General features: G+C 57.7%; 19 protein-coding genes. 14 read left to right on the top strand and 5 right to left on the bottom strand.

The window, feature by feature from the left end; all coding sequences use genetic code 11:
* Positions 1-9 precede the first annotated feature (9 nt).
* Positions 10-2,907, top strand: a complete 2,898-nt coding sequence (locus tag FOY56_RS18185; RefSeq protein WP_146347374.1) for an FAD-binding and (Fe-S)-binding domain-containing protein — start codon at positions 10-12, stop codon at positions 2,905-2,907.
* Between the two features lie 13 nt (positions 2,908-2,920).
* The gene (locus tag FOY56_RS18180; protein ID WP_146347372.1) at positions 2,921-3,613 is read left to right on the top strand and encodes a GntR family transcriptional regulator; all 693 of its coding nucleotides are present in this window, start codon (positions 2,921-2,923) and stop codon (positions 3,611-3,613) included.
* 10 nt (positions 3,614-3,623) lie between these two features.
* Here the strand turns inward: FOY56_RS18180 and FOY56_RS18175 are convergent, their stop codons facing one another.
* Positions 3,624-3,977 carry a transmembrane 220 family protein gene (locus FOY56_RS18175; protein ID WP_146347370.1) on the bottom strand — a complete coding sequence of 118 codons (354 nt, stop codon included), beginning with the start codon at positions 3,975-3,977 and terminating at the stop codon, positions 3,624-3,626.
* A 108-nt stretch (positions 3,978-4,085) separates the two neighbouring features.
* Between FOY56_RS18175 and FOY56_RS18170 the strand changes: the two genes are divergently transcribed.
* Genes FOY56_RS18170 through FOY56_RS18160 form a run of 3 tightly spaced genes read left to right on the top strand, consistent with a single transcriptional unit; the run spans position 4,086 to position 7,311 of the window.
* Positions 4,086-5,288, top strand: coding sequence for a 3-dehydroquinate synthase (locus tag FOY56_RS18170; RefSeq protein ID WP_146347368.1), 1,203 nt, complete (start codon positions 4,086-4,088; stop codon positions 5,286-5,288).
* A complete protein-coding gene (gene eboE / locus FOY56_RS18165) occupies positions 5,285-6,472 on the top strand; it encodes a metabolite traffic protein EboE (RefSeq protein ID WP_146347366.1) in 1,188 nt (395 codons plus the stop codon). The genes FOY56_RS18170 and eboE overlap by 4 nt, the downstream gene beginning before the upstream one ends.
* The gene (locus FOY56_RS18160) at positions 6,469-7,311 is read left to right on the top strand and encodes a UbiA family prenyltransferase (protein WP_146347364.1); all 843 of its coding nucleotides are present in this window, start codon (positions 6,469-6,471) and stop codon (positions 7,309-7,311) included. The genes eboE and FOY56_RS18160 overlap by 4 nt, the downstream gene beginning before the upstream one ends.
* 6 nt (positions 7,312-7,317) lie before the next feature.
* Here FOY56_RS18160 and FOY56_RS18155 read toward each other — a convergent pair whose 3' ends face one another.
* Positions 7,318-8,703, bottom strand: a complete 1,386-nt coding sequence (locus tag FOY56_RS18155; RefSeq protein ID WP_146347362.1) for an alkaline phosphatase family protein — start codon at positions 8,701-8,703, stop codon at positions 7,318-7,320.
* A gap of 246 nt (positions 8,704-8,949) precedes the next feature.
* Here FOY56_RS18155 and FOY56_RS18150 point away from each other — a divergent pair, with 246 nt between their 5' ends.
* The 3 genes from FOY56_RS18150 to FOY56_RS18140 are packed head-to-tail and all read left to right on the top strand — an operon-like array spanning position 8,950 to position 11,259.
* Positions 8,950-9,693, top strand: a complete 744-nt coding sequence (locus FOY56_RS18150) for an EboA domain-containing protein (protein WP_146347360.1) — start codon at positions 8,950-8,952, stop codon at positions 9,691-9,693.
* Complete coding sequence (locus FOY56_RS18145) at positions 9,690-10,613, top strand: TatD family hydrolase (protein WP_246139524.1); 924 nt, start codon at positions 9,690-9,692, stop codon at positions 10,611-10,613. Before FOY56_RS18150 ends, FOY56_RS18145 begins: the two co-directional genes overlap by 4 nt.
* Positions 10,614-10,626: 13 nt before the next feature.
* Positions 10,627-11,259 (top strand): TVP38/TMEM64 family protein, encoded by a 633-nt coding sequence (locus FOY56_RS18140; RefSeq protein WP_146347358.1) that lies wholly within the window; start codon positions 10,627-10,629, stop codon positions 11,257-11,259.
* A gap of 6 nt (positions 11,260-11,265) precedes the next feature.
* Here the strand turns inward: FOY56_RS18140 and FOY56_RS23655 are convergent, their stop codons facing one another.
* The 3 genes from FOY56_RS23655 to FOY56_RS18125 all read right to left on the bottom strand — a co-directional run bounded on the left by FOY56_RS23655 (position 11,266) and on the right by FOY56_RS18125 (position 14,331).
* Positions 11,266-12,021: a c-type cytochrome gene (locus FOY56_RS23655; RefSeq protein ID WP_186766387.1), complete on the bottom strand. Its 756-nt coding sequence runs from the start codon at positions 12,019-12,021 to the stop codon at positions 11,266-11,268.
* Positions 12,022-12,113: 92 nt separating this feature from the next.
* On the bottom strand, positions 12,114-13,424 hold the full coding sequence (locus FOY56_RS18130; RefSeq protein ID WP_146347356.1) for a PQQ-dependent sugar dehydrogenase: 1,311 nt from the start codon (positions 13,422-13,424) through the stop codon (positions 12,114-12,116).
* Between the two features lie 187 nt (positions 13,425-13,611).
* Positions 13,612-14,331: a FadR/GntR family transcriptional regulator gene (locus FOY56_RS18125; RefSeq protein ID WP_281288841.1), complete on the bottom strand. Its 720-nt coding sequence runs from the start codon at positions 14,329-14,331 to the stop codon at positions 13,612-13,614.
* Between the two features lie 212 nt (positions 14,332-14,543).
* Here FOY56_RS18125 and idi point away from each other — a divergent pair, with 212 nt between their 5' ends.
* The 6 genes from idi to FOY56_RS18095 all read left to right on the top strand — a co-directional run bounded on the left by idi (position 14,544) and on the right by FOY56_RS18095 (position 19,554).
* On the top strand, positions 14,544-15,065 hold the full coding sequence (gene idi, locus FOY56_RS18120) for an isopentenyl-diphosphate Delta-isomerase (protein ID WP_146347352.1): 522 nt from the start codon (positions 14,544-14,546) through the stop codon (positions 15,063-15,065).
* A 138-nt stretch (positions 15,066-15,203) separates the two neighbouring features.
* The gene (phnD, locus tag FOY56_RS18115; protein WP_146347350.1) at positions 15,204-16,178 is read left to right on the top strand and encodes a phosphate/phosphite/phosphonate ABC transporter substrate-binding protein; all 975 of its coding nucleotides are present in this window, start codon (positions 15,204-15,206) and stop codon (positions 16,176-16,178) included.
* A gap of 64 nt (positions 16,179-16,242) precedes the next feature.
* The gene (gene phnC, locus FOY56_RS18110) at positions 16,243-17,043 is read left to right on the top strand and encodes a phosphonate ABC transporter ATP-binding protein (RefSeq protein ID WP_146347349.1); all 801 of its coding nucleotides are present in this window, start codon (positions 16,243-16,245) and stop codon (positions 17,041-17,043) included.
* Positions 17,040-17,849: a phosphonate ABC transporter, permease protein PhnE gene (phnE, locus tag FOY56_RS18105; protein ID WP_146347347.1), complete on the top strand. Its 810-nt coding sequence runs from the start codon at positions 17,040-17,042 to the stop codon at positions 17,847-17,849. The genes phnC and phnE (FOY56_RS18105) overlap by 4 nt, the downstream gene beginning before the upstream one ends.
* Positions 17,849-18,664 carry a phosphonate ABC transporter, permease protein PhnE gene (phnE, locus tag FOY56_RS18100; RefSeq protein WP_146347344.1) on the top strand — a complete coding sequence of 272 codons (816 nt, stop codon included), beginning with the start codon at positions 17,849-17,851 and terminating at the stop codon, positions 18,662-18,664. The genes phnE (FOY56_RS18105) and phnE (FOY56_RS18100) overlap by 1 nt, the downstream gene beginning before the upstream one ends.
* A complete protein-coding gene (locus FOY56_RS18095) occupies positions 18,661-19,554 on the top strand; it encodes an HAD-IIA family hydrolase (protein ID WP_246139523.1) in 894 nt (297 codons plus the stop codon). The genes phnE (FOY56_RS18100) and FOY56_RS18095 overlap by 4 nt, the downstream gene beginning before the upstream one ends.
* The last annotated feature ends 21 nt before the right edge of the window (positions 19,555-19,575 follow it).

The following is a 19,575-nucleotide window of genomic DNA, read 5'->3' as shown; positions in this document are numbered from 1 at the left end:
GGAACGCACATGTCTCAGCTCTTCGACGCCCTCGAAAAACGCGTTCAGGGCGATCTGATGTTCGACAGCTTTTCACGGGGCCGCTATGCGACGGATGCGTCGCTTTATCAGATGATGCCGCTTGGAGTTCTGTCGCCGAGGTCCGAAGATGACATACGCGCAGCCATCGACATCGCAGGCGAACAGGGCATTCCCGTTTTGGCGCGCGGCGGCGGGACGTCTCAGTGTGGCCAGACCGTAAACGAAGCACTCGTTCTGGATAACACACAGTATTTCAACGAAATTTTGGAACTGGATGTCGAAGGGCAAAGATGTGTCGTGCGCCCCGGGATCGTGCTTGATGACCTGAACCGCGCCCTGAAACCGCATGGTCTGTGGTTTCCGGTGGATGTTTCGACAGCATCGCGCGCGACCATCGGTGGCATGACCGGCAACAACTCGTGCGGCGGGAAATCTCTGCGCTATGGTATGATGCGCGATAACGTTCTTTCGATCGACGCGTTTTTGGCGGATGGCAGCAAGTATCACTTTGGACCGATCGGCCCTGCCGCCACTTCTGATTTTGCGGCTTTGTACGACGATCTGTTGCGGCTGGGTGCACGCGAGGCCGCAGAGATCGACGAACGATTCCCCAAAGTCATGCGGCGCGTGGGCGGGTACAACATTGACGCCTTGGCGCCCAAAGATACCCCAAACAACCTTGCCCACCTTCTGGTCGGGTCCGAAGGGACGCTTGCCTATTCCACCGCGATTGAACTGAAACTCTGGCCGATTGTCTCTGAAAAAGTTTTGGGGGTTTGTCATTTCCCAACCTTCCATCAGGCGATGGACGCCGCGCAGCATCTGGTCACGCTGAACCCTCAGGGGGTTGAACTGGTTGACGCCACGATGATTGCCCTGGCGCGTGACATCCCGATGTTTCGTCAGACCATCCAGGAATTCGTGACAGGCAGGCCCGACGCGCTTTTGCTGGTGGAGTTTGCCGAAGACGATCCAAACCAGCATGTTCAAAAGCTGAGGCAGCTGGAAGAGATGATGGGGGATCTCGGGTTCTCATGGTCTGGTAGCGGTAAGACCTGGGGCGGAGTGACCCCTGTCCCGGACCCCAAGCTACAAGCCCGGATTGCCGATCTGCGCAGTTCCGGTCTGAACATCATGATGTCGATGAAGGCCGATGGAAAGCCGGTGTCCTTCGTCGAAGATTGCGCCGTCGAATTGCCCGATCTCGCGGACTATACAGCTGGCCTGACAGAGATCTTCGAGAAGCATGGCACCCGCGGCACGTGGTACGCACATGCGTCGGTGGGCTGTTTGCACGTGCGTCCCGTTCTGAATCTCAAACTGGATCAGGACGTCAAGACGATGCGCGCAATTGCCGAGGAATGCTTTGATCTTGTTGCGAAATACAAGGGGTCCCATTCGGGGGAACATGGCGACGGTCTGGTCCGTTCCGAATTTCACGAAAAGATGTTCGGCGCGCGCATGGTCGCCAGCTTTCAAGAGGTCAAGACGCGGTTCGACCCTACCGGGTTGTTCAATCCCGGCAAGATCGTGAACGCGCCGAAAATGGATGATCGCCGCCTGTTTCGCTATAGCGCCGATTACACTGTGCCCGAATTCCAGACCGACCTTGACTGGTCGGCATGGACAGGCAGCGGCGGCGGGTTTCAGGGCGCCGTCGAGATGTGCAACAACAACGGGGCGTGCCGCAAACTCAAAGGCGGAGTCATGTGCCCCTCCTTTCGGGTGACACGCAAGGAACAGGACCTGACCCGCGGGCGTGCCAATTCATTGCGGCTGGCGATATCGGGGCAGCTGGGGCCCGACGCGCTGACCTCGGATCAGATGGCGGATACCATGAAGCTGTGCGTATCGTGCAAAGGCTGCCAGCGCGAATGTCCCACCGGCGTGGACATGGCCCGGATGAAGATCGAAGTGCTTTCAGCGCGGTCAAAGCAAAATGGGCTTAGCCTTCACGACCGCTTGGTCGCCTTTTTACCCCGCTACGCCCCTTGGGCCGCCCGTCTGCCATTCCTGATGAACCTGCGCAACACAGTGCCCGGGCTTGCCAAAGTGACCGAGAAACTGACTGGGTTCACAGCGACACGCGACTTGCCCAAATGGAGCGCGCGCCCCTTCAAGGACGCCGAAGTCGCCCCGCAAGACGCCCCCAAAGCGGTGTTGTTTGCCGACTGTTTCAATCGATATTTCGAGCCTGAGAATTTGCGCGCCACGGTCAAGGTGCTTGAGGCGGGCGATATTCCAATTCATGTGGCCGCTGCCCCCGAACGAGAGCGCCCCTTGTGTTGCGGCCGGACATTTTTGTCTGCCGGTCTGGTTGACGAGGCCAAGCGCGAGGCACAGCGGCTGGTTGACGCGGTGCTGCCTTATGCCGAACAAGGCGTGCCGATCATCGGGCTTGAACCCAGTTGCCTGCTGACCCTGCGCGATGAAATCCCCGCGCTGCTGCCCGGAAAAGAGACCGAGCTTTTGGCCCGCCACGCACGGATGCTGGAAGAATACATCGCCGATCAGGACGACAACCCCGATTTCGAGCTGCCTTTGACATCCCCCGCGCCAAAAGTCCTGCTGCACGGGCACTGCCATCAAAAGGCGATGGGCGTCATGTCGAGCATTGAAAAAACCCTTTCCCGCCTGCCCGATACCGAGGTCGAAGTGGTCGAAACAAGCTGCTGTGGCATGGCTGGCGCATTTGGGTATAGTGTCGAAACCCACGAAATCTCGCGGAAAATGGCAGAGTTGGATCTGGCGCCTGCCGTGAGGAAAGCTGACAAAGAGACATTGATCGTTGCAGATGGCACCTCCTGTCGTCATCAGGTGGCGGATACGACCGCGCGCAAACCCATACATGTGGCGCGTCTTCTTGAAATGGCCCTGAAAAGGTGAGGCAAAGCACCCAATGATGCAGGCGACGGAAACACAAACGATCGCGCGAAAGTCGTTGCATCACGAACTGGTGGATCGTCTTCAGATGTTGATCATCAATGCCGAACTGGCCCCGGGCACCAAGGTGCCTGAAAAGCTTCTGTGCGACCAGTTCGGGGTATCCCGAACCCCGCTCAGAGAGGCGCTGAAGGTTCTTGCCTCGGTCGGTCTGGTCAGGCTTGAGCCCAACAGGGGGGCTTGGGTCACGCAGGTCACGGAAGACGAGGTTGAAGAGGTGTTTCCTGTCCTGGGCGCGCTGGAGGCCCTGTCTGGCGAACTGGCCTGCAAACGCATCACCGACGCCGAAATCGAAGAGGTTCGCGCCCTTCACGAGCAGATGATGCAAAGCTACGAAAACCGGGATCTGGATGCCTATTTCAGCATTAACCAGAAAATTCACCGCGCCATTCTTATGGCCGCCCGCAACAGCACGTTGACCACGTCATGTCAGGCCTTGTCGTTGCGCATGCAGCGGGCCCGCTATCTGGCGAATATGACCGAGGGTCGGTGGTATGACGCGGTGCAAGAGCATGAAAAGATCCTGAAGTACCTTGTCGCAAGAGATGGCCCGAAACTGGCAGCAACCCTGTTGGATCACATGGATGCCAAGCGTATTTCCGTTGTACGCTGGCTTCAGGCGCGTGAAGCGACACCCGAAGTCTCGTGAACAGAAACTACTACGCTGGCTGAGGAGACTTCCTGAGAGTCAGCCAGGCGATGATCAGGGCGATAAACACAATCATCATTCCCATGCCTTCGCGTGCCGTTTCAGTGACCCACCAGACCTCTTGTGTCCAGAACCCCGGCGTCTTTGGCCAGTACCAAACAACCCCAAAGGCCGCGATGGCCAGGAAACCCAAAAGCAACGTCCTGCCCCGGCCCGAAATCATTGCTGGCCGAAATGCGGCTAGCCCACACCAAATCGCAGCTGCACCGTATATTACGCCCCAATAGAGAGCATCTGGATCATTGTATTGCACCAGCGCGAACAGCACCATCAGACCACAAAACACCGCCGCAACAACTCGCATTCGAAGCCTCGCAAAAAGGTTGAGAAATTTGCCTCTTCACCCTAGGCTTGAGGATGCCGCTGGGTCAAGACAATGGAATTGACGCGCGCATCCTGGGGAGGATGACCAATGCAGACAAAAGTAACAGACCCTGTTAGCAGCAGCCAATCGAGCACGATACAATGGCAGCGCTTTTCGGTCCCTTACCAATACCCGGTTGGATTTGTGCGCGGGGCTTTCGATCCTGATAATCCCATTTTTTGTCAGATGGTTGTACGAGACGAACCCGAAAAAAGGCATCGTTGCCTTTTCGTCGTCGACGAAGGGCTTGCAAGCCCTGATCTGGACGCAAAAATCGATGCCTATTTCGCGGCTCATTCCGATCAGCTTGTGATGATTGATCGCCCCATGGTCGTGCCGGGGGGAGAAACTGTAAAAAATGATCTCGCCCATGTCGAGCGTATTCAGTCGGCAATCCACACCCATGCGGTTGACCGGCATTCCTATGTCATTGCAATCGGCGGCGGTGCCGTACTGGATGCGGTTGGTCTGGCGGCGGCAACATGCCACCGCGGCGTGCGCCATATCCGTGTCCCAACAACCGTTCTGTCCCAGAATGACAGTGGTGTCGGGGTCAAGAATGCGGTGAACTTCAAAGGCATCAAGAACTATGTCGGGACGTTTGCGCCGCCCTGGGCCGTGCTGAATGATTTCGACTTTCTGGATCAGTTGCCCATTCGCGAGCGGATCGCCGGGATTTCCGAAGCCGTCAAGGTTGCGTTGATCCGGGACCCCGCGTTTTACCTTTGGCTGGAACGCAATGCCGACGCTTTGGCCACCTTCAGACCCGAGGCCGAAGAATACATGGTCCGCCGGTCGGCCGAACTGCATATGCACCAGATTGCCCACGGCGGTGATCCGTTTGAAATGGGTTCGGCACGTCCTTTGGATTTTGGTCACTGGTCGGCCCACAAGCTGGAAGCGATGACCCGCCACCACGTCCGCCATGGCGAAGCCGTGGCCATCGGCATTGCGTTGGACACACGGTATTCGGTGCTGGCCGGGCTCCTGCCCGAGGGCGACGAGGAACGGGTCATTGTGCTGCTCGAAAGCCTTGGATTGCGGATCTGGCATCCCGCCCTGGAAAGCAGGGATGCCGATGGCCGCCTGTCCATCCTGACCGGATTGGAAGAGTTTCAGGAGCATCTTGGGGGGGCGTTAACGATCACGCTGCTCACCGGATTGGGACAAGGTCACGAAGTGCACGAAATCGATGGCAAACTGGTGCATCAGGCGATGGATTGGCTGAAAGCGCGGAGCCGGTCCGAATGAAGCTGCCGGGAAATCTCGGTCACCTGACCTATTGCCTGAACATTCACCCAACCCAGACATTCGCCGAGGTCGAAGCCGCGCTTTCAGGCCCGGTTTCTGCTGTTAAGGCATCTGTTTCGCCGCAATCGCCCTTTGCTGTCGGACTGCGGTTTTCCGGTGACGCATTGGATGAGCTGGCCGATCCGGCCAAGCGCGCCGCGCTCAAGTCACAGCTGGACACCAACGACTTCCGCGCCATCACGGTGAACGGATTTCCCTATGGCCGGTTCCACGGAACCAAGGTCAAGGAAGAGGTGTATCAACCCGATTGGCGCAGCGATGTGCGGGTCCGCTATACTAATGAACTGGCTGATTTGATGGCCGAAATTGCGCCGAAAGACGAATGCGTCAGCCTGAGCACCGTGCCGGGAACGTTCAAGCCATTGGGCGCCGGGGCCGAAGCGCAGATGACTGAGAATTACCTGCAATCGGTGGCCCACCTGATCAGGCTGAAAGACCGCAGCGGGGTCACCGTTGCGCTGGCAATCGAACCGGAACCCTTTTGTTTTCTTGAAACGATTGCCGAGACGGTCGATTTCTTTCAGCACTATCTGTTCAGCGATCAGGCCGTGGCGCGAATTTCCGAGCTTACCGGTCTGTCCTGGGCACAATCTGCTGACGCCCTGCCCCGGCATCTTGGGCTATGTTATGACGTTTGCCACGCGGCCGTCGAATACGAAGATCCGGCTGGCAGTATCTCGGCGCTGCGCGAGGCTGGCATTCCGATTCACAAGCTGCAACTCAGCGCGGCGTTGCGGGTGGCCTCGGTCGGCCCCGACCAGCGAGAGGCTTTGGCCGACTTCATCGAGCCGACGTATCTGCACCAGGTGATCCGCCGCACACCGGACGGCCTGAAAAACATGGTTGATCTGCCGCAGGCGCTGGCACTGGGCAGCGCGACAGACGGCGAGGAATGGCGCGTGCACTTCCATGTCCCCTTGTTCATTGACGATCTGGGGGCCTTTTCGTCGACCCAGGATTTTCTCAAAGACATCCTTGCACTGCACCGGGAAAACCCGATCTCGCAGCATCTGGAAATTGAGACTTACACTTGGGATGTGTTACCGGGCGGGCTGCGCGGGGAAACTGTTGATTTGGACATCGCACGCGAAATGCGCTGGGTTCTGGACCAGGTGACCGGATGACGTATCAGACATTTCTCAAACTTGGGCGCGTATCAAACCTGCCTACAGTGTGGACAAACGCCATTGCGGGCACGGTACTGGCGGGGCAGCCATCCCTGTCGGCCATTCTGATTGTCGGCTGCGCGCTAACGCTGTTTTACGTCGGTGGCATGTGGCTGAACGATGCATTCGACGCCGAGATTGATGGCATCGAACGGGCCAACCGACCAATCCCGATGAGCGAAATTTCGGTGGGCACCGTTTTTAGCGGCGGCTTTGCCATGCTGGGGCTGGGCATCCTCTTGGCCTTTTCGCAGGGCGTCACCGTTGGCTTGGCGGGGCTGTGTCTGGCAGCAGCCGTGGTTCTGTACGACTGGCTTCACAAGCGCACGGCTCTAAGCCCCGTCATCATGGGGGTCACCCGGTTTTTCTGCTACATTGTGGCCGCTCTCGCGGTTGGGCAGCTCACCGGGTCTGTGGTGTTCGGCGCGCTGGGTCTTTTGGCCTATACTGCCGGGCTGACCTATGCGGCCAAGCAGGAAGCCTATGACCGGCTGGACCGCGCCTGGCCCCTAGCCGTGCTAGCGCTGCCGCTGATCTATGCACTGATGCAAACCGCTGGCGATATCGCGGCTCTGGCGATTTGGGTTGGGCTGCTGGTCGTTGTGTTGCTGGCTTTGCGTCGACTTTTCCGCCGGAACAAGGGCGATGTGCCTACGGCGGTTGTCACCATGATCGCGGGAATGTCGCTGTACGACGCCACCCTGATTGCAGGCACCGGACAGACCGGGCTGGCTGTGGTGGCCGTCGCCGGATTTGGCCTGACGCTGTATCTACAGCGGGTCGTGTCCGGCACCTGATCCGGGTCACCGGAACACGTGATCCAGCACCAGTGCTTTGAAATCCGTCGCCTCAACAGCGCCTTCGGGAAGCAAATCAGCCTCTGATGAAATCACCAATGGACCATGGTCAGGATCATCGGTGATCCGACCATGGGTGCCTTTCACCAGTTTGGTGTCTTTCAGTGAAATCACATCCATCAGCTGCCGTTGTCCCAGCTTTCGTCTGGCCAGTTTCAGTCCGGTCGACAGCATCGGAAAACGAAGTTCGGGGTCGACAAACAGCTCGACCGGATCATACCCCGGCTTGCGGTGGATATCGACGGTGCGGGCAAAATCAGGTGCCTTTTCATCGTCGAGCCAATAGTAATAGCTGAACCAGCGATCCGCCTTGCTGACGGCAACCAACTCTCCCGACCGGGCGTGATCCAGCCCGTTGGCCCGTTTGCCGTCTGCGTCCCAGACGTTTTCCACCCCATCAAGGCCAGCAACCAAAGCGGCCACTTCGGCAATTCGGTCGGGGTTCTTTACATAGATATGCGCAATCTGGTGATCGGCCATCGCAAAGGCCTCGGACGCGCCTGCATCCAGAACTTCGCGGCCAAATTCCTCGGGGCGAACGGCCAGCAACCCAGCCTGGCGCAAGGCGCGGTTGATATGCACAGCATCCGTCGCCTGTGTAATGCCGTATTCGGACACAACCACGACACGCCGCCCGGTCTTGTCCGCAAACTCGATCAGTTCGCCGCACAGATCGTCGATCTCGCGCAGGTCCGCCTGCAAACGCGGGTGGTCCAGATCGGGACCAAGCCGTTGCAGGTTATAGTCCAGATGCGGCAAATAGGTCAGCGTCAGCGTGGGATCACGGGTTTCCATCACGTGCAGCGTTGATTTGGCAATCCAGTCAGATGACGTGATATCGGCCACCGGACCCCAGAATTTGAACAGCGGAAACTGACCCAGTTTGGCATCCAATTCGTCATGCAACGCATGAGGGTGCGCATAGTGATCAGGAATCTTGCGCCCATCGGCCGGGTACATCGGACGCGGCGTCGCCGACCAGTCAGCAGTGGCATACATATTGTACCACCAGAACATCTTGGCGCAGGTGAAATCAGGGTTGCGGGCGCGACCGGCATCCCAGATCTTTTCGCCCGCCACCAGTTGATTGGGCTGACGCCACAGCAGAACCTCGGCCAGATCGCGAAAGTACCAGCCATTGGCCACCGCGCCATGGCCCGACGGTGGCAGACCGGTCAAAAGCGTGGATTGCGCGGTGCAGGTGACGGCAGGCGTGACCGTGTTCAGTGCGCGCTGCCCCCCGCGTGCCGCAAGTTTGGCAAGATGTGGAGTGTGTGCTCCGACCAGATGCGGCGCCAGTCCAACGACAAGGATGACCAGTGTCTTTTGCATCAAAGCTCCTTGCGAATGAGTTTGGGGTCAGGGGACACGTTGGAAAACCAGTCAGCTGGCGTCGCAACAAGAATCTGCCCTGAGGACATGAGAAACCTGATCATCTGCCCCTCCCCGCCTTGGTTCGATATCAGTCTAGGACCAAGATCCTTCGTTAACAATTGTAGAATGGGCAGTCGTGATACTGGCATTGTGGGGGGATGTTTGCGTAAGATCAAACCAACGATTTTTCGGGGAGGAAGAATCTTGTCAGACACACCAGCAGATCTGTTGCGACGATGGGTTTTGGCGCAGGCCGATGATCAAGCGGAATGGGTTTCTCAAAGCCTTGAGACCATTTCAAAAGGCGGTCCGGAAAAGGACTTGCACGTATTTCTCGGGCTCGCCCCGCGTCGTCTGGGCAAAGCCGACCTTGAGCTGTCAGACGCAGATTTGAAAGCGGCCGATGCAGCGCATCCCGGCTGGACCCCGGCGGGATGGAGCATTGATGGCGCCGCCCGCGTTCTCGCCTTGCTGAACAGCGCCGGAAACCGCGCGTTCAGTGACCGTTTCAAAGATCTGCGGCGCACGGCGGATATGGCTGAACTGATTGCGCTCTATCGCGGATTGCCGCTGTACCCCGACCCCGAAACTCTGGGGTTCGAGGTTGGCGAAGGGTTACGGTCGAACATCAAAGCGGTGTTCGAAGCGATTGCGCATCAGAACCCCTATGCGCGCGATCATTTTGACGAACATCGCTGGAACCACATGATCCTGAAGGCGCTGTTTGTTGACAGCCAGCTGTCTCCGATCATCGGGCTGGAAGAGCGGGCAAACCCCGAACTGGCCCGCATTCTTGTGGACTATGCCCAGGAACGCTGGGCGGCGGGGCGTCCTGTCACTGACGAGCTTTGGATTTCGGTGCGCCCCTTCCGCAATGACCCCGAGATCAAGCCACAACTGGACCAAGCCATTGCCGATGGACATCTGACAGAGGAGACGTTGCAATGATGCTGATTGACCCCCACGCGCACATGATTTCGCGCACAACCGACGACTATCAGGCGATGGCCGCAGCCGGTGTCGTGGCCCTGATCGAACCAGCATTCTGGGTTGGCCAGCCGCGCACCTATGTTGGCACCTATGTCGATTACCTGTCTTCCATTGTTGGTTGGGAACGGTTCCGCGCCGGACAATTCGGCATCCGCCACTACTGCACCGTCGGGCTGAATTCGAAAGAGGCCAACAACGAAGAGCTTGCCGAAGGCGTCATGGAATGGCTGCCGCGCTTTGCCCTGAAAGAGGGCGTCGTGGCCATCGGCGAGATCGGTTATGACGAGCAAACCCCGCTGGAAGACAAATACTTCCGGCTGCAGCTGGAACTGGCGAAAGAACTGCACCTGCCGGTCATGGTGCACACGCCGCATCGCGACAAGAAACGCGGCACGTCCCGATCAATGGACGTGTGCGAAGAAATGGGCGTTGATCCGTCGATGGTGATCATCGACCACAACAACGAAGAAACCGTGGCCGAGGCGCTGCAGCGCGGGTACTGGGCCGGGTTCTCAATCTACCCAAGCACAAAGATGGGCAACGCCCGCATGGTCGAACTGCTCAAGCAATATGGTGGTGAGCGGATCATCGTCGACAGCGCTTGCGATTGGGGGATTTCCGACAGCCTTGGCGTGGCCAAGACCGCAAAACTGGCGCTGGAAAGCGGCATTCCGCAGGAAACGGTTCGCAAGGTCTGCTATCAGAACGCGCTGGATGCCTATGGTCAGTCAGGCCAGATGAAGGAAGAAGACTGGCTGAACCCGCCCGCCATCGATCAGCGCACCGTTTACGAGGGCAATTCGATCCTGCGCGGCGGGCGCGAACCCCGGATCGAAGCGCCGGGCGAACGGCGGGCCGGACAATTGCTGATCGAATAACGATAGACCGGTCATGCTGCGCCTGTTTCTTCTGGTCCTGCTGCTGCTTGCAGTCACGATCGTCCCCTTCCTAATCTGGGGCGGCGATCTGGAGGCGGCGTTATCGGAAAAAGGCGTTGCCGGGTGGATGCGCGGTTTTGGCGGCTGGGCCTGGGCTGCGGGCATCGCGCTGATCGCTTCGGACATTGCGCTCCCGGTTCCCTCCACCGCGGTTATGGCAGCACTGGGAATCGTTTACGGCCCCTGGATTGGCGGTGCCGTTTCAGCCGCCGGGTCATTTCTGGCCGGACTGCTGGGATACGAGGTCTGCCGGATAATTGGACCGGCAACGGCACAAAAGCTTGCCGGCGCAGAAGGATTTGATCAGGCCAAGTATCTGTTTCAGCAATGGGGCGGCTGGATCGTTGCCGGATCACGGTGGCTGCCGGTCTTGCCCGAAACGATCAGTTTTTTGGCGGGCCTGACCGCAATGCCATTTCGGCGCTATGTCACCGCTTTGGCTTGTGGGGCCGTGCCGCTGGGGTTCGTTTTTGCCACGGCCGGGCACCTTGGATCGGACCGCCCGTGGATGATGATGGGGATCTGCGCCATTGCCCCATTGGTTTTGTGGATGATCATCCGGCCATTTCTGCCGCGCAGCCGATGATAGCGATCAGGGCGAAAACCCGGGCGCTTTAACATAGGCGACGATCTGGCGGATTTCATCCACTGAAAAGGTTTCGTGCCATTCGGGCATCTTCTTGAACCCTTTGTACACCCGCTTGAAGACGAACTCTGGTGTGTACTTACCAGGCTTCAGCTTTGGAGCCTTGCCGGGATAGGCCTTATAGCCGTGGCAGTGGGTGCACTGCGCGAACCACATTTCTTTTCCCGCTTCGAAATTCACCGGATCCGCCAGGAACTCTTCGGTGAACACCTGCGCCGCGACCACTTCATCCGCGCTCAATTGCGGCTCAGCCTTGGCAGTTGTCTCGGCGGTGTCTTCTTTCGCCACGGCGTCACCCGATTGCGCGGCTAAAAACGCGATCACATCGCGCTGTTCCTGTTCGTTCTTCAGCTTGAAGGTCATCGCCGATTTGGCCTTGGGATTATCCAAATACGCCCGCAGGTATTGCGTTGGGTTGCTCAGATACTGCATAAGCTGGGCTTCATCCCAGACCAAACCCTGCTCCGCCGCCGCCACGATACTTTTCTTGTACTTGTACCCCTCGGCGCTGGCCGCCGCACGATCGACGACACCATTCAGGATCGGACCGGTCCGGTGCTTGGCATCCGGGCCCACCTGGTGGCAGGCTTTGCATTTCTTGTACACCTTCTCACCGGCATCAGCATCTTGTGCCTGTCCGGGCGTCGCCGCGAACAGCATGACGGCAAACGAGAAAAGAAGCGGCAGGGATTTTAACATCATTCGACCTTGTATGAATTATTCGGCTTTGTCGGAACCAGTCGCAGAACGGCGCTGCAAGCACGAAGGCTTGCAGCGCCGCAATGTTCGTCGGCTTAGTTGGCGGGAACGACTTTATAGATCGTGTCCAGCGTCCCGTTCGGACCCGTGGTGATCGAGGTCAGAGCGTACACTTCACCATTCGCATCCTGACCAAAGGCAAGGATGTAAGGCGTGTTGCCATCCATGTTGGTCACGTTGGCAACCTCCATCGACCATGTGCCATCGTCAGCTTCGGATCCGATAAAGATCTGGCCGTCCATGGCTGCAAAGCCCTTGGACCAGTCGCCAAAGATGTACTTGCCATCCCAATCTGAATGGGCACCCCGGTAAACATAGCCACCGGTGACCGAAATCCCCAGACAGCCGTCAGGCTTGGCGGTGCAGTTCGGGTACTCCAGGATCGGATCGACCATTCCATTGCTGTCGCAGTCGGCAGGGTGGTTGTCGGGCTGCGTGTAGTCGAAGCAGTGGGTCGCTTCCTTCACGCGCCAGCCAAGGTTATCGCCTTCCGAGACAATGTCGATCTCTTCATAGCTGTTTTGCTGAACGTCGCCACAGAACAGCGCATTGTCGCCGCCCATGTCGAAAGAACACCGCCATGGGTTGCGCAAACCATAGGCCCAGATTTCCGGGGCCGCTTCGTCATTTCCGACAAACGGATTGTCCGCCGGGATGCCATAGTTGCGACCGTCCGACGGGTTGTCGACGTCGACGCGCAGGATTTTACCGTGCAGAACGCTCAGGTCCTGGCCGTTGCCCTCGGTCACATTGTGACCAATCCCCCAGTCATTGGCATAACCGCCATCGCCGGTTGAGATATACAGCATGCCGTCCGGACCAAAGCCGATCCAATGACCGTTGTGGTTGAACTGTGGCCAGTCGATTTCAGAGATGATCCGGCCCGAATGAAGATTGGCCACATTGGGGTCATCGGCAGACACCGTGTACTCTTCGACAGTGTTGGTGTGATCCCACCAGAACAGTTTGCCCAGATCGCCTTGAAAGTTTGTGGTGGTCGAATAGGCGACATAGAACTTGCCATTGTTGGCAAAATCGGGGTGGAACGCCAGACCCAGCAGACCCCTCTCGTCAAAATCGTGCCATTGGGTGACGATCTTGTTGCGAATGTCCAGGAAAGGTGTCGGAAGCAGATTGCCATCCCCATCGATGACGCGGACTTTTCCGAACTGTTCGATAATGAATTGCCGATCGTCACCGGCAGGCTGAACCATGGCCAGCGGCGTATTCACGCCCGTCACGTATGGTTCCAGCTTGATATCCACAGCATGTGCCGTCGTCGCCGCGCCGATACCAACTGCTGCGAACAGGGCTGCCCCCGTCATCAAGGTCTTACAAAACGCCATATTTCTTCTCCCTAGATCGTGGTCTTTTTGGTTTTTGCACCTCCCACAGTATCCGGCATCTGAAATGCGGCTATTTGTTTTTGTGAACAAATTTTGACGCAGAACCACATGAATTCCCCATAACCATCTGATATTGAATATATTTGCGTTTTATTGAACGGTCGCGAGCGCTCGAAAAAAAGTTACGTTAGGTAAAGCTCTCGCTCTGATTCTGAAAGATTCGAGCGGTGCTACTGTCGATATGGTGCCGCATCGAGGCACGGGCACCGTCCGAATCCTCATTCAGAATTGCAGCGATGGTCTCAAGGTGCTCAAGCCGCGACAAGTTGATGTGGTTGCGGTGAGCCCGGCTGGTCAGCGTCTTGGTGATGTTCATTGCAAACAGCATATGAGGTCGCAACTGGTTCATAATCGAAACGAAAAATGAATTGGTCGAAAATTCTGCCAGCTTGATATGGAAATCCGCATCGCGGACGGATCGCTCGTATTCGGTGCCCTCATCCCCTTCGTTCAGGGATCGCTTCTGATCCTCAAGATACGCGCGTGCTGGCTTTGACAAATTGGCGGCAACGATGGCGGCGATATCCGGTTCAATGCTGGCCCGACACTCAAAACAGTCTCTCAACTCGGGCAATTGCGCATCGCGGTTGAGCTGAGCCAGAGCTTGCGGTTCAAACTCCACAACGACCGTACCCGATCCCTGACGAGACTCGACCAACCCTGCGCGTTTCAGAAGATCCAGCGCGGACCGAACGACGGTACGTGAAATACCATAATCCGTGGCCAGTCTGGTTTCAGTTGGTAGCGAAGACTGCGGTGGATACTCACCCATCAGTATCCCAGAAAGGATATCATTGTAGAGCCCGCCGGAAATCCGATCGCTTGATGACCTTGTCGTATCCGGCAACCTCTTTACCCTCCCAAGAAAGATGCAGACCGCAACCAAGGATTGCGGAAGATGCGCGAAATTACAACATTTTATCCGGCCAAGGCGGGTGCAACCTGCCTTGATCCAGGCAGGATGATCGGTTCTGCAAGTGTGTCATTCGCCTTGCGGCCGGTAGTCTTTCGTCAGGTTTTTCTTGCCCATATTGGCCCCAGTGCGCCAATACTCTGCCAATGGACTTGCTTATTCCCACGTGGATCAACAACAAATTGTCTCCGTTCGACAAATTGGAGGCGCACCGCCTGGGCCTGCGGCACATGGCCGTTTCGGTGTTCATCATGCAGGGCCGCAAGACGCTGATCCAGAGACGCGCACAGACCAAGTACCACACACCCGGCCTGTGGGCGAATTCGTGTTGTACCCACCCGCATTGGGGCGAACGCTCGCACATATCTGCATCCCGTCGATTGAAGGAAGAGCTTGGGGTATCGGACGTTGTGTTGCGCCATTGCGGTCAGGTTGAATACCGCGCCAATGTCGGCGACCATCTAATCGAGCACGAAGTGGTTGAAATCTATTGTGGCGAGGCGGCATCCGATATCAGCATCACACCCAACCCGGATGAGGTGATGGACGTCCGGTGGGTCGACCTTGATGATCTGATCCAGGAGGTACGTGTTCACCCCATACGCTTCACGCCGTGGTTCAAGATCTATCTCGAAAAGCATCTCGACCTGATTGTTGATACCACGTGACCTGCCTTAGCCCCTGAAACGGGGCGTTTTGCCAAATGGCCCCCGCATGACGCCTTCAGGGAACTGAAGCCCGCATCAGATACCGCCTTGTAAAATCATACTTTACAGATAACCTCTGATTTCTGGGAGGATTTTACAATGAAACTGATGAACACACTTTTGTCCGGCGCGGCCTTTGCATTTGCGCTGTCTCTTGCCGGGCCGGCTGCGGCACAGGACTGTCCGCGCGGCGATCTGGATAAGCGCTTTTGCGATGTGGATGGTGATCTGATCGCCGATACGCCCACAGATCCGGCGGATCAGGTTGACCCCGACACGCTCATTTTCGCTTATACGCCAGTGGAAGACCCCGCCGTCTATAAAGAGGCCTGGTCTGATTTTCTGACACATCTTGAAGCCGAAACCGGCAAATCTGTTGTCTTTTTCCCGGTCCAGAACAACGCCGCCCAGATTGAGGCAATGCGGTCGGGCCGTCTGCACATCGCGGGCTTCAACACCGGGTCCAACCCGCTGGCGGTGAACTGTGCGGGCTTCAACCCGTTCACGATCATGGCGTCCAAAGACGGCAATTTCGGCTATGAGATGGAAATCATCACCTACCCCGGCTCTGGCATCGAAAAGGTCGAGGACATCAAAGGCAAGCAACTCGCCTTCACCTCGCCGACATCGAACTCTGGCTTCAAGGCACCAAGCGCGATCCTGAAGGGCGATTTCGACATGCTGCCCGAACGTGATTTTGAACCTGTGTATTCGGGCAAGCACGACAACTCGATCCTGGGCGTTGCCAACAAAGACTACATGGCCGCCTCGATCGCGAACTCGGTCAAGGCGCGGATGATCAGCCGCGATGTGATCAATCCCGATCAGGTCGTGACGATCTATAAATCGCAGACCTTCCCAACCACAGGCTTTGGCACGGCACACAACCTGACGCCCGAGTTGAAAGAGAAGATCCGCAATGCGTTCTTCAACTTCGAATGGGAAGGCACCAGCCTGCAGGCCGAGTTTGAAAAGTCGAACGAAGGCCAGTTCCTGCCGATGACTTATCAGGAATTCTGGGAAGTTATCCGCAAGATCGACACCGCAAACGGCGTCAGCTACGCGTGTGAATAACCTCTGAACAGGCGGGTCTTCGGACCCGCCTTTTTCAACAAAAAACTGGGGCGGGGAGGCTTTCATGCTGCGGCTTGATAAGCTTGTGAAAACATACAAGACGGGCGATCAGGCCCTTAAAGCGGTCGAGCTGGAAGTGCCCGAAGGGCAGGTTCTGGCGCTGATCGGCCCGTCAGGTGCGGGCAAGTCCACCCTGATCCGGTGCATTAACCGGCTGGTCGAACCGACCTCGGGCAAGGTGTATCTGGGGGATGTCGAATTGACCGACCTGTCCTCGGGGGCGCTGCGCCGCGAACGGCGGCGCATGGGCATGATCTTTCAGGAATATGCGCTGGTTGAACGTCTGACCGTGATGGAAAACGTCCTGTCCGGCCGGTTGGGCTATGTGGGCTTCTGGCGCAGCTTCCTGCGACGGTTCCCGCAAACGGATGTGGACGAGGCGTTCCGCCTTCTGGATCGCGTTGGGCTAGCCCATATGGCCGACAAACGCGCGGACGAGCTGTCCGGCGGCCAACGTCAACGCGTAGGCATCTGCCGTGCGCTTATCCAGAACCCCGCACTTTTGCTGGTGGATGAGCCAACCGCGTCGCTTGACCCGAAAACCTCGCGCCAGATCATGCGACTGATTTGCGAGCTCTGCAAAGAACGCGGGCTGGCCGCGATCATCAACATCCACGACGTCGCCCTGGCCCAGATGTTTGTACAGCGCGTCATCGGGCTGCGCTTTGGCGCCATCGAATTTGACGGCCCGCCTGAGGGCCTGACATCCGACGTATTGACCACGATCTACGGCGAAGAAGACTGGGAAGCCACGATCGAAACTGTGGACGAGGATGAGGACGACGTTCTTGAGGCCGCCGTATGAGTGAACTGCACACATTGATCGGCAAAAAGTGGAAGAAACCACCATTCATCCAGCGAACATGGCTGCGTTGGACCTTGCTGCTGGGTTTTGTCGCCTATCTTGTCGCGGCCTTCATGACGATCGACGTCAACTGGTCGCGGGTCTACGAGGGCCTTGAGCGCGGCAAGCAATTCGTGCTTGCCTTCACCAACCCCGATTTCACGTCCCGCTCCGGCGACATTTGGGAGGGCATGATCGAGAGCATCATCATGACTGTCGCCTCTTCGGTCGTCGGTATCGCCATCTCGATCCCGATTGCCCTTGGGGCGGCCCGAAATGTGGCCCCCCTGCCCGTCTACCTGATCTGCCGTGCGATCATCGCAGTCAGCCGCGCCCTGCAAGAGATCATCGTGGCCATTCTTCTGGTGGCCATCTTTGGCTTCGGTCCGCTGGCGGGCTTCCTGACGCTCAGCTTTGCGACGATTGGGTTCCTGTCCAAGCTGCTAGCCGAAGACATCGAAAGCATGGACAAGGTTCAGGCCGAAGCGATCAAGGCCTCTGGTGCCAAGTGGACGCAATGGATCAATTATGGCGTGCAACCGCAAGTCATGCCGCGCCTGATCGGGCTAAGTCTTTACCGCGTTGACATCAACTTCCGCGAAAGTGCCATTCTGGGGCTGGTCGGGGCCGGCGGCATCGGAGCCACACTAAACACCGCGTTTGACCGCTATGAATACGACACGGCAGCAGCCATTTTGCTGATCATCATCGTGATCGTCATGACGCTGGAATACCTCTCTGGCATCATCCGCGCGAGGGTTCAGTAATGCCCGTACAGGATCGAAAGGGCCAGAAGATCTGGCAGCGCCGCTCAGGTCGCGAAAGCCTGATGCACTGGGTCATGTGGCTGATCGGCGTTGCGATCTTTGCCTATTGCTGGCAGCAGATTTCGGAATCCACCACATGGTTTTTTGTCTGGGACGCGCCGCGCATCGCCAATGACATTTGGACACGGGCCACACCACCGCGCTGGGAATACATCACCCAGTTGGGCAAACCCATCTGGGACACGCTCAACATTGCAACGCTTGGCACGATCATCGCGCTAATACTGGCCGTGCCGGTCGCGTTTCTGGCCGCGCGCAACACAACGCCGTCCCGCTTTATCGTGCGTCCCATTGCACTGCTGATCATCGTCTCGACCCGCTCAATCAACTCGCTGATCTGGGCATTGCTACTGATCGCGATCATCGGTCCGGGAGTGTTTGCAGGCGTCATCGCCATCGCGATCCGGTCAATCGGGTTTTGCGCCAAGCTGCTGTACGAGGCGATTGAGGAAATCGACGAAAGTCAGGTCGAGGCAATTTCCGCAACTGGCGCGTCACGCTGGCAGATCATGGCCTATGGCATCGTACCGCAAATCCTGCCCGCCTTTGCTGGCGTCGCCGTGTTCCGATGGGATATCAACATCCGCGAAAGCACGGTGCTGGGTCTTGTCGGTGCTGGCGGCATTGGTCTGCAGCTGTCCTCATCGCTGAACGTGCTTGCATGGCCGCAAGTGTCGCTGATCCTGCTGGTCATCCTGGCCGCGGTTGTCATCTCTGAGTGGGTGTCAGCCAAAGTCCGCGGAGCTATCATTTGAACCTCGCCGAGGCGTTTGCCGCTTACGAAAACGTCCGCCAGCGGCTGCCTGCGCCCTCGGGCCGAGGCGCGTGCGTGCGACTGCCAAACCTCGACGCGCTGGCCGATCAGGTCGATACCTTTCTGCTTGATGCCTTCGGGGTGCTGAACATTGGTGAAACCGCCATTCCCGGCGTTCCGGACCGTGTGGCGGGTTTGCAGAAAGCAGGCAAACGGGTCCTGATCGTTTCGAACGCAGCCGGGTTTCCCCACGCCAACCTGATGGAAAAGTACAAGCGTCTTGGGTATGACTTTGCGCCCGAAGACGTCATCACCAGCCGCAAAGCGCTTTTGCATGGGTTAAGGTCTGAACCTGCCCGCCATTGGGGCATGATGGCAACCGAAAGCCTTGGGCGCGCAGATCTGGAAGACCTGAACGTGACCTATCTTGCGGATGATCTTGCCGCCTATGAGGCCGCCGAGGCGTTTTTGTTGATCGGCAGCGCTGCCTGGACGGAACAGCGTCAGGCCCTGCTTGAGGCCACGCTGATCGCACACCCACGTCCGGTCTATGTTGGAAACCCCGATATCGTGGCCCCCCGCGAAACAGGCTTTTCTACCGAACCGGGGGCTTTTGCGCATCGCCTGGCAGACCAGACCGGCGTGGTTCCTCAGTTCTTCGGAAAGCCCTTTGGGACGATTTTCGATCTTGCTTTTGTCCAGTTGGACCACCCGAACCCCAAGCGCATTGTGATGGTCGGCGACAGCCTGCACACAGATATCCTTGGCGGGCAGGTTGCCGGTGTAAAAACGGCCCTCATCTCAGGCTATGGGTTCTTCGCCGGATCAGACGTCACCACCTCAATTGATGCCGCAGGAATTTACCCGGATTTCATCATCGATCGGCCATGACACCCGCTAAATGTGTTGGTG

The sequence above is a fragment of the Falsiphaeobacter marinintestinus genome, assembly GCF_007923355.1.
Lineage (GTDB): Bacteria > Pseudomonadota > Alphaproteobacteria > Rhodobacterales > Rhodobacteraceae > Phaeobacter_A > Phaeobacter_A marinintestinus.
The sequence above is the reverse complement of the archived record's forward strand: the minus strand, read 5'-3'. Positions and strand labels throughout refer to the sequence as shown.